Raw genomic sequence first — 12398 nt, forward strand, 5'->3', positions numbered from 1 at the left:
GACCGAGGGTCCGGGTAAGGCTGAAATCGATAAGGACGGCAAGCTGATTGTTGACGTCGATAAGGGCGCTAAGCCTGGTGACAAGGTCGTCGTTGTTGTCAAGGACAAGGACGGCAAGGAGATCGACCGTGTAGTCGTTGAGGTTGAGAAGCCTTCTGAGAACCCTGACTGGAAGGACGACTCCGGTAAGCCTGGTGACAAGGTTGAGATCCCGAATAACGGTGGCAAGGTGCAAGACGGCACCACCGTTGAGACCGAGGGTCCGGGTAAGGCTGAAATCGATAAGGACGGCAAGCTGATTGTCGACGTCGATAAGGGCGCTAAGCCTGGTGACAAGGTCGTCGTTGTTGTCAAGGACAAGGACGGCAAGGAGATCGACAAGGTAGTCGTTGAGGTTGAGAAGCCGGGTGCTTCGTCCGATGGATCTGGTTCCTCTGACCTGTCGTCTAACCTGTCCCAGCGTTGCATCAACACTGGTTTGGGTGTTGGTATCCCGCTGTTGTTCCTGATTCCGGTTGGTCTGGCTTCCCAGATGAATATTCCGGGTCTGAAGGACTTTGTTGCTCCGATTAACAAGCAGATTCAGGATCTGAATACTCAGCTGCAGAAGCAGGCTGGTGTGTTTAATGGTCCGCTGGCTGGCAAGGTTGCTGGTATCGATGCGCAGCTGAAGCGCTTCGGTGCTGAGTATCAGCAGGTTGCTGGTGCTGTGGCTCTGATTGCTGCTGGTGCTCTGGCTATCGGCCTTATTGCTGATGCGTGTGCACCAGGTGCTGGTGGAGGCTCTTCCACAGGTTCCTCCAAGTAGGAGCGTCACAGGATGTGGTTCCTCTAAAACCACCGCCTAGGGAGGTGCGTTAACCTCCCCTCCAACTCGAGAGTGATGGAGTGGGGCACTGCGGTCGCGGTCTTGACTTCGACGGCGTGGCCTGCTCCATCTAGCTCTTCGTTAGAGCTCGAGTTACTTTGTTCGATAATTCCGAAATGCATTAAGTTATTTCCCTAGTCTTGGGTCTTTGCCGAAGCTTTGCCTTTCCTTAAGCTGATTCGAGCAAAGGCTCATGGCCGCCGGGGTTTTCGACGTCGGTGTGCAGCTACCCCGTCGCGTAGGTCAGAGGACGCGGCGGGGTACGTTCGTTTTTCTGCTCGGTGCAGCTCTCTCTTCCGGCAGAGGTAGATGTGCCCTCTTAGCTGTGGCTTGCTAAGCTAACGGTGCTTATAAAGGCTTATTAAGCGTGCTGAGCCGCTGCTTTTTGGAACCCGGCGGCTATGCATAAACGAAAAATAAACATCGTCACGGGTGCATCCTCGTATACCTTCACTGCGTTTATCCCCAAGTCATTCATTTGGGGGTCGCAGCGTCGTTGTGCGGGGAGGCTGAGATGTCGCGCTGCAGCGGCAAACCGTCGAACCTGATCCGGATAATGCCGGCGAAAGGGAGGAAAATGAACTCTGTATCTCATGGTGGATTCGTTGATGGAGCATCTGCGGCTGGTGCTGCTGCACCGCGCAGCTTGAATTGGCGCATCGTTGACATCGTCGTGGCCTCCGTGCTGGGCGTGGCGTGCGGTTTCGTGTTCCTGGTATGGAACACGGTGGGATACGCCTGGTTCGAGGCCATGGACGCGCTGACCCCGGGGCTGGGAGGCATCGCTACTGGTATCTGGTTGATTGGTGGCGTCATCGGTGGCCTGATTATCCGTAAGCCGGGCGCGGCGCTCTACGTGGAACTGCTGGCAGCCATCGTGTCCGCGGTGCTGGGATCCCAATGGGGCCCGAGCACGGTGTACTCCGGTATCGCGCAAGGCATAGGCGTGGAGATTGTGTTGGCTATCTTCCTGTACCGCCGTTTTGGTCTAGTCATTGCGATGCTTGGCGGCATGGCCGCTGGCTGGGGTGCGTTCGTGCTGGAGCTGTTTACTTCCGGAAACTTGGGCAAGACCCTGCAATTCAACCTCATCTACCTGGTGACGCTGAGCATCTCTGGAGCCATTTTGGCGGGTGCTGTGGGCTATGTTGTCGTCAACGCGTTGGCCAAGACCGGCGCCCTAGACCGCTTCGCAGTCGGCCGCGAACAGCACAGCGCCTAGCACCGCTCATGAAGAACATGGGTGTGGGGCCCGGCGGCGGTGCGGGTGTGCCAGGAGGTATGTCAACGGGGGCAACCAAACTTGTCGCCCGCGGCTATGGCTGGACGCATGCGGGTAGGCGTGCGCCGGCGCTGGCGGATATCGACCTTGTGGTTGAGCCGGGGGAGAAGGTGCTGCTGTGTGGTGATTCCGGTTCAGGAAAGTCCACGCTGCTCGCGGCCATAGCGGGTGTGCTCGGCGGGGATGATGAAGGTACGCGAGTCGGCGAGATCTTGTTGGAGGATGCGTCCGGTCATGTGGAGCCGCCAGGGCGCACGATCCCGGTGGGGCTGGTGCTGCAGGACCCAGACTCGCAGGTCATTGCTGCACGCGTTGGTGATGACGTGGCCTTTGGCTGCGAGAATCTGGCTTATCCGCGTCCTGAGATTTGGCAGCGGGTGTCTGCGGCGCTATCGATGGTGGGTCCTGATGTTGACTTGTCGTTCCCCACGGAGCGTCTCTCCGGAGGGCAGAAGCAGCGCCTAGCTTTAGCTGGTGTTATTGCGATGGGGGCGGGCATGGTGCTGCTCGATGAACCCACTGCGAACCTCGACCCAGAAGGCGCGCTGGAAGTCATCGAGGCGGTGTCCACCATGGTGGAGCGCACCGGCGCGACTCTCATCGTGGTCGAGCATCAACACGCGGCGTGGGAAGGGGTACTCGACCGCGCGATTGAGCTCAAGGACGGGCGCATCGTCGCTGACGGTCCGGTGGATAGCGTTGTCGCTCAGCGTTCGGTGATCGGCCTGCCGCAGGCGCGGGGGGACGGGGAGACGTCGCCAAGCAGCGCTGGGGGAGTGCCGGAATCGGCGGCGCTGTGGAGCACCGACTTGGTCACCCGCTTCGGGCCGCCGCGCAGCTACGCGTTGCCGCGGGGGAAATCCACGGTGATTACCGGGCCGAATGGTGCGGGCAAGACCACGTGGCTGATGACGGTGGCGGGGCTGCTTCCCGCAAAGTCAGGGGAGATTGGTGTGGCAGAGTACGTGCGGCGGGGGCTGAAGGGCTCGCCGTTGACGTGGAAGTCCCGGGAGTTGGCGGACCGCATTGGGTTCGTCTTCCAGAACCCCGAGCACCAGTTCGTCGCCCGCACGGTGGCGGAGGAGCTGCGCGTGGCACCGCGGGTCATGTGTCGCGAGGTGCCAGAGAAGCGGATTGATCAGCTCGTGGAGTCGCTGCGCCTGGGGCATGTGCTCAACGCCAACCCGTTTACGCTGTCCGGAGGGGAGAAGCGCAGGCTGTCCGTGGCCACGGCGTTGGTCACTGCACCCGAGGTGCTGCTCCTTGATGAGCCCACCTTCGGCCAAGATCCCCACACCTTTACCGAGTTGGTGTGGTTGCTGCGGCGCATGGCGGATGAGGGGACGACGATTGCTTCGGTGACCCATGATCCGTTATTCATTTCTGCGTTGGGTGACCACCGAGTGGAGGTGAGCCGTGGCTAGTACAAATCTTTTGCGCGGGATGAATCCGCTAACGCGCATCTTCCTGATGTTCGTGTGGGTTACGCCCTTGTTGCTCTCCGTGGATTGGGTCTCTGCGGCCGTGTCCTTGGGAATGACGCTGCTCTTCGCGCCGCTGTGTGGGGTGTCGTGGACGCGGTTGTTTAAAGCCGGCTGGTTCCTCTTTCTTATCGCGCCGCTGTCGGGAATCTCGATGCTGCTCTATGGCGAGCCCGGCGGGCGGGAGTACTTCAGCTGGTGGCTGATGACGGTCACGGATAACTCGCTGGAGCTGGCCCTCGCCATCACCCTGCGCGTTCTGGCGGTGGCGCTGCCCATGGTGGTGTTGGCGCGGGATATTGACCCGACGGAGCTTGGCGACGCCCTCTCCCAGATCCTCAAGCTGCCCTCCCGGTTTGTCATCGGGGCGGTGGCCGGGGTGCGCATGATGACGCTGTTCAAATCCGACTGGCAGTACCTCGCCATGGCGCGGCGCGCGCGTGGGCTGAGCGACCAAGGCCGCATCAAGCACCTCATCACCATGTCCTTCGGGTTGTTGGTGTTAGCCCTGCGCCGCGGAGGCAAGTTGGCCACGGCGATGGAGGCGCGCGGGTTTGGCCGCACCCCGCCGGGCGGTGGCCAGCGCACGTGGGCGCGGCCCTCCCGCCTAGTCGCGCGGGACTGGCTAGCCATGGTGGTGGGAGCCGGCCTCGCGGCGCTACCGGTGGTAGTTTCGGTTCTCAGTGGGTCCTGGAGATTCTTCGGACTCTAGGACGAACTCTCGCAACGCTGCACGCTAGACGTACCCAGAAGTGGTGAAAGAACACATGCAGGACACGGACCGCACGGACCATCGGGAAGGCGGTAAGGACACTGCCCAAACTCACGCCGCAGAGATGGACAGGCTCTTAAACGATGTGCTGTCGCTCGCGGCAGCGCGCAAGCGCCCGATGCGCCCGGTCACCGTGCTTATCGACGGCCCCTCCGGCGCCGGCAAGACCTGGACCGCTGCGGCCCTGGCGGAGCGTACCGGGTGGCGGGTAGTCCACCTGGACGAGTTCTACCCCGGCTGGCACGGGTTGGAAGAAGGCTCCGCCATGGTGGCGGAGCAAGTGCTGCGGGAGAATAACCCGGGCTACTGGCGCTGGGATTGGGAGGCCAACGCGCCGAAGGATTGGGCCAGCGTGGATGAGCGCGATGATCTGATCGTCGAGGGCGTGGGTTCAGTCACTGGGGCCACCGTGGACGTCGCCAAGCAGCGCGGCTGCGTGGTAACCGTGCACATCGACGGCCCACGCGAGAAGCGCCGCGAGCGCGCCCTCGAGCGTGACCCCGGTTATGAAGAGTGGTTCGAAACGTGGGAGCGGCAGGAAAAAGAGCACTTTGCCGAGCGCGCAGTAGACGCGGACCTGACCTGGGAGTGGCGCTAGTACGCGCCGGTTACTGAGGCAACTGGGGGAGCCACAGGCCGGATTTGGGCAGATCAGCGCGCCGGTGGTAGTCTGTCCAAGGTTTCATCTTTATGGATGAAAAGTCTGATCGACATCTCAGCCGGCATCTGGTTGAGGAGCGTTCTGGACATGCGGTAGGGCCCCGGAGAAGAGCCCCTATTTTTGCATGTTTGGGCGAGTCAAGCGGTCAGTTCAAGCCGAAGTCATAGAGAAAGACTAGATTTATGCCAACTATTCAGCAGCTGGTCCGCAAGGGCCGCCACGACAAGAAGGCCAAGGTTGCTACGGCCGCCCTGAAGGGCTCCCCGCAGCGCCGTGGCGTGTGCACCCGCGTGTACACCACCACCCCGAAGAAGCCGAACTCGGCTCTGCGTAAGGTTGCCCGTGTGCGCCTGACCTCCGGTATCGAGGTTTCCGCCTACATTCCGGGCGAGGGCCACAACCTGCAGGAGCACTCCATGGTGCTCGTCCGCGGTGGTCGTGTGAAGGACCTCCCGGGTGTTCGCTACAAGATTATCCGCGGCGCACTGGATACCCAGGGCGTGAAGGACCGTAAGCAGGCTCGTTCCCGCTACGGCGCAAAGAAGGGACAGTAATCAACAATGCGTAAGAATGCTGCACCGAAGCGTCCTGTAGTTAAGGACCCGGTTTACAACTCCGAGCAGGTCACCATGCTCGTCAACAAGATCCTCCAGGACGGCAAGAAGTCCACCGCTGAGCGCATCGTCTACGGTGCTCTCGAGGCTTGCCGCGAGAAGACCGGCACCGATCCGGTCGGCACCCTGGAGAAGGCCCTGGGCAACATCCGTCCGGACCTCGAGGTTCGCTCCCGTCGTGTTGGTGGCGCTACCTACCAGGTCCCGGTTGAGGTTAAGCCCGCCCGTTCCAACACCCTGGCTCTGCGTTGGTTGGTGACCTTCACCCGCCAGCGTCGTGAGAACACCATGATCGAGCGCCTCGCAAACGAGATTCTCGATGCATCCAACGGCCTGGGCGCTTCCGTTAAGCGTCGTGAGGATACTCACAAGATGGCTGAGGCCAACCGCGCCTTCGCCCACTACCGCTGGTAATACCTGCGGTATAACCCGCCACACGGCATTATGGCTCGAACAGCGATATCATCGTTTACCTGCGCTGACAGTGCGTGCACGCGCTCCCTTCGGCGGAGCAGCGCACGCTAGTCGGTGCGGAATCTAAACCTTAATAGCGTTGTTCGGGCCATTTTTTATGGCGTAGGGCTTAAAGCCCTGCGACCTCACGCTGACGCGAAAGCCTGGACGTGGCAAAATAGACCAAGACCTATCCATGAAGACGTCATTTTATGTGAGTCGGTCACAAGCTGGCTCGGGCGTCGACGACAATTAAGTTGGGGTATTTACTGTGGCACAACAAGTGCTTAAGGACCTGAACAAGGTCCGCAACATCGGCATCATGGCTCACATCGATGCTGGTAAGACCACTACGACTGAGCGTATTCTCTTCTACACCGGCATCAACCGTAAGGTCGGCGAGACCCACGACGGTGCTTCCACCACCGACTGGATGGAGCAGGAGAAGGAGCGCGGCATCACCATTACGTCCGCCGCCGTTACCTGTTTCTGGAAGAACAACCAGATCAACATCATCGACACCCCGGGCCACGTTGACTTCACCGTTGAGGTGGAGCGCTCCCTGCGTGTTCTCGATGGTGCTGTTGCCGTCTTCGACGGTAAGGAAGGCGTCGAGCCGCAGTCCGAGCAGGTGTGGCGTCAGGCCGCTAAGTACGACGTTCCGCGTATCTGCTTCGTCAACAAGATGGACAAGATGGGTGCGGACTTCTACTTCACCGTCCAGACCATCATCGACCGCCTCGGCGCTAAGCCGTTGGTTCTGCAGCTGCCGATCGGCGCTGAGGATGACTTCGACGGCGTCGTCGACCTCATCGACATGCAGGCCGTGACCTGGCGCGGCAAGGTCGAGACCGGCGCTGAGCCCACCATCGAGGAGATCCCGGCCGACCTGCAGGAGAAGGCCGAGGAGTACCGCGAGAAGCTGCTCGAGGCCGTTGCTGAGTCCGACGAGGCCCTCATGGAGAAGTACTTTGGTGGCGAGGAGCTGACCAAGGAAGAAATCCAGACCGCCATCCGCAAGATGACCGTCGCCTCTGAGATTTACCCGGTCCTGTGTGGTACCGCTTACCGCAACAAGGGCATCCAGCCGCTTCTCGACGCCGTCGTAGCCTACCTCCCGAACCCGCTCGACGTCGGTGAGATCACCGGCCACGCTGTGGGCAACGAGGATGAGGTCATCACCCGTAAGCCGTCCGTGGAATCCCCGTTCTCCGCACTGGCCTTCAAGATTGCTGCTCACCCGTTCTTCGGTCAGCTGACCTTCACCCGCGTGTACTCCGGCCAGGTTCTGCCGGGCACCGAGGTTATGAACTCCACCAAGGGTAAGAAGGAGCGCATCGGCAAGCTGTTCCAGATGCACGCCAACAAGGAGAACCCGGTGGAGCAGGCGGATGCCGGCAACATCTACGCCGTCATTGGTCTGAAGGAAACCACCACCGGTGACACCCTGTGTGACAAGGACAACCAGATCATCCTGGAGTCCATGGACTTCCCGGACCCGGTTATCAAGGTCTCCATCGAGCCGAAGACCAAGGCCGACCAGGAGAAGCTGGGTACCGCTATTCAGAAGCTGGCTGCCGAGGACCCGACCTTCACTGTCGAGCTCGACGAAGAGACCGGCCAGACCGTTATCGGCGGCATGGGCGAGCTCCACCTCGACGTCCTGGTGGACCGCATGAAGCGCGAGTTCAAGGTTGAGGCAAACATCGGTAACCCGCAGGTTGCCTACCGCGAGACCATCCGCAAGAAGGTCGAGTCCCTGGACTACACCCACAAGAAGCAGACTGGTGGTTCCGGTCAGTTCGCAAAGGTCATCGTCACCATCGAGCCTTACAACCCGGATCCGGAAGAGCTGGAAGAGGGCGAGTCCGCAACCTACAAGTTCGAGAACGCCGTCACCGGTGGCCGCGTTCCGAAGGAGTACATCCCGTCCGTCGACGCTGGTATCCAGGACGCTATGCAGTACGGCTTCGTCGCTGGCTTCCCGCTGGTGAACATCAAGGCCACCCTCGAGGACGGCGCTTACCACGACGTCGACTCCTCTGAGATGGCCTTCAAGCTGGCCGGTTCTCAGGTCCTCAAGGAGGCCGTCGCCAAGGCTAAGCCGGTTCTGCTCGAGCCGATCATGGCCGTTGAGGTCGTCACCCCGGAGGAGTACATGGGCACCGTTAACGGTGACATTTCCTCCCGTCGTGGCCAGGTCTTCGCCATGGAGGATCGCTCCGGCGCCAAGGTGGTTAAGGCTAAGGTTCCGCTGTCCGAGATGTTCGGCTACATCGGTGACCTGCGTTCTTCCACCGCAGGCCGTGCAAACTTCACCATGGTCTTCGATTCCTACGCTGAGGTTCCGTCCTCCGTGGCACAGGCCATCATCGAGGAGCGCACCGGCGCCAAGGCCTAAGGTTTAAGGGGGGTCCGATGGACTCCCTGCCTTGTGGGGCTGGTAGTCTTCGCCAGTAGGCACCAGCCCCAGCGCTGGGGAGGTAGCGGTCCGCTGAGTGCGTAAACATTTTGCGCGTTGAGCCGGCCGTTACCCTCCCAGGATCCTTTAAATTGATTCTTGTCGAGGGTCAACGTCCGCACCTGATGGGCGGGGTTACCTCCTATTTGGGCAGTTTGAAAAAACTGCGGCATAAATCTAGGATCGTGTAACTGGCACGTAAGAAAGCGTCATTAGCGCTTATGAGCTTCGGCTCGAAGTGCCAATGGCAATACAAACCACGTGGCTGCGAAATACGTAGCCGCCATAGAGTCCAGGAGGACAAACAGTGGCAAAGGAGAAGTTCGAGCGTACGAAGCCGCATGTGAACATCGGCACCATCGGACACGTCGACCACGGCAAGACCACCACCACCGCAGCGATCACCAAGGTTCTGGCTGACGCTTACCCGGAGGAGAACACCGCTTTCGCCTTCGACATGATCGACAAGGCTCCTGAGGAGAAGGAGCGCGGTATTACCATCAACATCTCCCACGTTGAGTACTCCACCCCGAAGCGCCACTACGCACACGTGGACGCCCCGGGCCACGCCGACTACATCAAGAACATGATTACCGGCGCTGCTCAGATGGACGGTGCCATCCTGGTTGTTGCTGCAACCGATGGCCCGATGCCGCAGACCCGTGAGCACGTGCTCCTCGCTCGCCAGGTTGGCGTTCCGTACATCCTCGTTGCACTGAACAAGTGCGACATGGTTGACGATGAGGAAATCATCGAGCTCGTCGAGATGGAGATCCGCGAGCTGCTCGCCGAGCAGGACTACGACGAGGAAGCTCCGATCGTTCACATCTCCGCTCTCAAGGCTCTCGAGGGTGACGAGAAGTGGGCACAGTCCATCGTTGACCTGATGCAGGCTTGCGATGACTCCATCCCGGATCCGGAGCGCGAGCTGGACAAGCCGTTCCTGATGCCGATCGAGGACATCTTCACCATTACCGGCCGCGGTACCGTTGTTACCGGCCGTGTTGAGCGTGGTTCCCTGAACGTCAACGAGGACGTTGAGATCATCGGTATCCGCGACAAGGCTACCTCCACCACCGTTACCGGTATCGAGATGTTCCGCAAGATGATGGACTACACCGAGGCTGGCGACAACTGTGGTCTGCTTCTGCGTGGTACCAAGCGTGAGGACGTCGAGCGTGGCCAGGTTGTCATCAAGCCGGGCGCTTACACCCCGCACACCAAGTTCGAGGGTTCCGTCTACGTCCTGAAGAAGGAAGAGGGCGGCCGCCACACCCCGTTCATGGACAACTACCGTCCGCAGTTCTACTTCCGCACCACCGACGTTACCGGCGTCATCAAGCTGCCTGAGGGCACCGAGATGGTTATGCCGGGCGACAACGTTGAGATGTCCGTAGAGCTCATCCAGCCGGTCGCTATGGACGAGGGCCTGCGCTTCGCTATCCGCGAGGGCTCCCGTACCGTCGGCGCTGGCCGCGTTACCAAGATCCTGGACTAATTCTTGCTAGGGCTTAGGGCCCTTCCTGATTAGCAGGTCTGTGAGCCGCTCAATCCCTGATGGGGTTGGGCGGCTTTGGTGATCGTGGGCCTACTAGGCTTGAGAGTCATGTTCGACCCAACCCGCATTGACCGGACCCTCGCCGCTCTGCGCACCGCGTGGGAAGGCCAACCGGACCTTCCCCTGGGAACGCTGTTCGGCATGTTGGCGGCTGAAGGTTACGGCTGGGGCGTGCCTGACGACGAGCTCACCGCGCGGTTGGAGGCGATGGCGGCTGTGCACCCTCCGCTCGTGCCTCTCGACGCTAATCTCGTCACCGAAGGACTCTGGCTGGTCGTCACCCCCTCACATCGCGTGACGCTAGCTCCTACAATTGCGGCCCCCCGCAGTGCGGAGCAGCGCCGACAAGCGACGTCTGTGGCGGTGGTGAGGCCGGTATCGAAGGACGGGCAGCGGGGTCAGCCGGTCGCGTGGACAGTGTCAGCCCTCCGGCCCGTTGGGCCAGGACGACCGCTCGTGATTTCTGATGCCGAAGGATTCGAGCATCGGTTTGGTGTCGTTGAGTCCGTTACGCGCTTACGGGAGGACCATCGGAGCCTGACCGGCCTCAAGCGCCGTAGCGTGGGGGACCGGGTGTGGTTCATTCGTACCGATGCCGAAACCATAATCCTCGACCATGGGATCCACATTGTTGAACGCAAGAATCGTGAGCTTATCCGAACCGACTTCTCGTGGCACACCATCGAGGAGGGCGAAGTTGGGAAAGCACTTCGCGTCCAACTATCACGGGGAACGTTGCACACTTTTGGGTGTATCAAGGAGCTCATCCTCGCTGAATCCGCGCCGTGGAACGAGTCCGTCTTGCCCTACTAGCGGACGCCTGTTCAGCCCGCCCAAATCCTGTCCGGGCTCACGCCAGGACTTCTGCGCATTCCAAGCAGATAGCCAATGACACGCTGGTCCGCGTTTTAGATCGCCGATGCTCCCGTCAACCATCTTTCGTCTTTAAGGGTTTAACTCCACCTCCGGCGGGCGGCACGTGAATCGTGGCCAGGGAACGCCGATATCCCCGTCAGCATGGCTTTGTCTGACGGGTTCTTTTATCGGTAGCGCCTTTGTTGCAGGTTACCGGCGCTTTTCTGTGTTTGGTGGTTGGGTGTTAGCTGCTGTCGGGTGGTGGGTTTGGTGGTCGTTGTGCTTCTCGTTCGGCGTTGAGTCTGGCGAGTGCTTCTTGGTATTCCGGCATTGCGGTAATTGGTGCACCCCAGGGTGGGATGAAGCTAACTCCGGTATTAAGGCGGTACATGTAGCCACGCCCGGTAGGCCTTGACGGATCATCGTCGTTAATGCCGTTGTGGTAGGCGCACAAAAAGGTCAGGTTTTTGATGTTGGTGTAGCCACCTGCTTGCCACGGGATGAGGTGGTGGACTTGGCAGTAATCAGCTGGTTTGTTACATCCAGGTCTTGAGCAGGTGTGGAATTCGGCGTGGAGGGTCAGGCGTTGTTTGAGGTTGGCTGCACGCTCGAGCCGCCAAGTGTCGATGGGTCCTTCAATAGGGTGGACGATGGTGGCGTAGCCGATCTCGGCAAACTTGTGGGTTAAAAACTCTGCCCCGCTCATGCGTGCGCCGTTGGTCAGGTTGAGCTCGATCTCGTCCCCGTCGCCGTTGATGATCTGGTCCAACTCGTTCAACGTGACGATGACTTGGGTGCGCACGGCAGGTTTTGTACCGCCTGCGTGGTTGAAGAAGATGTCGTTGGCGGCTTGAAGGAGGTCGGTGTTGTTGGTGGACTCTAAGGCTGCGCGCATGTTGGCAATGGTGGTGGCATCGTCAGTAATGGAGAGCGTATTAGGGCCTTCGGATCTGTAGGTGATGCGCACGCCTGGTTTAGCGGTTCTTTTGCGTGTGAGTTCTTTAAGCCGTGCGGTGGCAACGGCTCGGATGCGGTGTGCGGGTGTGGCGGCGAGTTTGGCGCGGAGGTTCCACGCATCGAGGGTTTTCTTGACTTTGGAAACGTAGGTTTCAATCAGTGTGAGGGTGCTCAGGCTGTGGCGTTGGGCAAGGGCTGCGTGGCGGGTTTTGCGTTGTTTGCCGGTAAAGCGGGTGGGGCCGAAGTACACCTGGTGCAGCTGTGAAAGCTCGGTGGCATCGGAGGCATCCGCGCCGAGCGCGCGGAGCTTTTCGGGTGTGCCAGGTATATGCTCCACCAGCGCAATCCCCGAGTTGCGTAGGTGGATGTAGGTTTCGATATCCCCCATGGGCACAGAGACTAAAACAGCACCAGCAACCCCGCAACCGGAGAGAAG

At 60.3% G+C, this 12398-nt stretch carries 10 protein-coding genes and 1 pseudogene; 10 read left to right on the forward strand and 1 reads right to left on the reverse strand.

The window, feature by feature from the left end; genetic code table 11:
* The 10 genes and pseudogenes from ACUY3D_RS10525 to ACUY3D_RS10570 form a co-directional block, all read left to right on the forward strand.
* A pseudogene (locus tag ACUY3D_RS10525) lies at nucleotides 1–808 on the forward strand (hypothetical protein); the annotation flags it as partial.
* A 637-nt stretch (nucleotides 809–1445) separates the two neighbouring features.
* Nucleotides 1446–2090: an ECF transporter S component gene (locus ACUY3D_RS10530; protein WP_101735805.1), complete on the forward strand. Its 645-nt coding sequence runs from the start codon at nucleotides 1446–1448 to the stop codon at nucleotides 2088–2090.
* A gap of 59 nt (nucleotides 2091–2149) precedes the next feature.
* The gene (locus tag ACUY3D_RS10535; protein WP_448241111.1) at nucleotides 2150–3574 is read left to right on the forward strand and encodes an ABC transporter ATP-binding protein; all 1425 of its coding nucleotides are present in this window, start codon (nucleotides 2150–2152) and stop codon (nucleotides 3572–3574) included.
* A 19-nt stretch (nucleotides 3575–3593) separates the two neighbouring features.
* Entirely contained in the window at nucleotides 3594–4343 is a 750-nt protein-coding gene (locus tag ACUY3D_RS10540) for an energy-coupling factor transporter transmembrane component T family protein (protein ID WP_070521805.1), read from the forward strand.
* A gap of 124 nt (nucleotides 4344–4467) precedes the next feature.
* Complete coding sequence (locus tag ACUY3D_RS10545; RefSeq protein ID WP_255362890.1) at nucleotides 4468–5001, forward strand: isopentenyl transferase family protein; 534 nt, start codon at nucleotides 4468–4470, stop codon at nucleotides 4999–5001.
* Between the two features lie 245 nt (nucleotides 5002–5246).
* Nucleotides 5247–5618 (forward strand): 30S ribosomal protein S12, encoded by a 372-nt coding sequence (rpsL, locus tag ACUY3D_RS10550; RefSeq protein WP_005286791.1) that lies wholly within the window; start codon nucleotides 5247–5249, stop codon nucleotides 5616–5618.
* Between the two features lie 6 nt (nucleotides 5619–5624).
* A complete protein-coding gene (rpsG, locus tag ACUY3D_RS10555; protein ID WP_070521784.1) occupies nucleotides 5625–6092 on the forward strand; it encodes a 30S ribosomal protein S7 in 468 nt (155 codons plus the stop codon).
* A gap of 310 nt (nucleotides 6093–6402) precedes the next feature.
* Nucleotides 6403–8532: an elongation factor G gene (gene fusA, locus ACUY3D_RS10560; protein ID WP_070530489.1), complete on the forward strand. Its 2130-nt coding sequence runs from the start codon at nucleotides 6403–6405 to the stop codon at nucleotides 8530–8532.
* Between the two features lie 367 nt (nucleotides 8533–8899).
* Nucleotides 8900–10090, forward strand: a complete 1191-nt coding sequence (gene tuf / locus ACUY3D_RS10565) for an elongation factor Tu (RefSeq protein WP_070521778.1) — start codon at nucleotides 8900–8902, stop codon at nucleotides 10088–10090.
* A gap of 108 nt (nucleotides 10091–10198) precedes the next feature.
* On the forward strand, nucleotides 10199–10963 hold the full coding sequence (locus ACUY3D_RS10570) for a hypothetical protein (protein WP_448241096.1): 765 nt from the start codon (nucleotides 10199–10201) through the stop codon (nucleotides 10961–10963).
* Nucleotides 10964–11249: 286 nt separating this feature from the next.
* Here the strand turns inward: ACUY3D_RS10570 and ACUY3D_RS10575 are convergent, their stop codons facing one another.
* The gene (locus ACUY3D_RS10575; protein ID WP_448241097.1) at nucleotides 11250–12350 is read right to left on the reverse strand and encodes an HNH endonuclease signature motif containing protein; all 1101 of its coding nucleotides are present in this window, start codon (nucleotides 12348–12350) and stop codon (nucleotides 11250–11252) included.
* Nucleotides 12351–12398: the final 48 nt, after the last annotated feature.

This window comes from Corynebacterium guaraldiae, assembly GCF_053480195.1.

Coding starts and splice junctions, on each gene's coding strand:
- ACUY3D_RS10570 (WP_448241096.1), top strand. CDS start 10,199: ATGTTCGACCCAACCCGCATTGACCGGACCCTCGCCGCTCTGCGCACC.
- rpsG (WP_070521784.1), top strand. CDS start 5,625: ATGCGTAAGAATGCTGCACCGAAGCGTCCTGTAGTTAAGGACCCGGTT.
- ACUY3D_RS10535 (WP_448241111.1), top strand. CDS start 2,150: ATGTCAACGGGGGCAACCAAACTTGTCGCCCGCGGCTATGGCTGGACG.
- rpsL (WP_005286791.1), top strand. CDS start 5,247: ATGCCAACTATTCAGCAGCTGGTCCGCAAGGGCCGCCACGACAAGAAG.
- ACUY3D_RS10575 (WP_448241097.1), bottom strand. CDS start 12,350: ATGGGGGATATCGAAACCTACATCCACCTACGCAACTCGGGGATTGCG.
- ACUY3D_RS10540 (WP_070521805.1), top strand. CDS start 3,594: ATGAATCCGCTAACGCGCATCTTCCTGATGTTCGTGTGGGTTACGCCC.
- ACUY3D_RS10545 (WP_255362890.1), top strand. CDS start 4,468: ATGGACAGGCTCTTAAACGATGTGCTGTCGCTCGCGGCAGCGCGCAAG.
- ACUY3D_RS10530 (WP_101735805.1), top strand. CDS start 1,446: ATGAACTCTGTATCTCATGGTGGATTCGTTGATGGAGCATCTGCGGCT.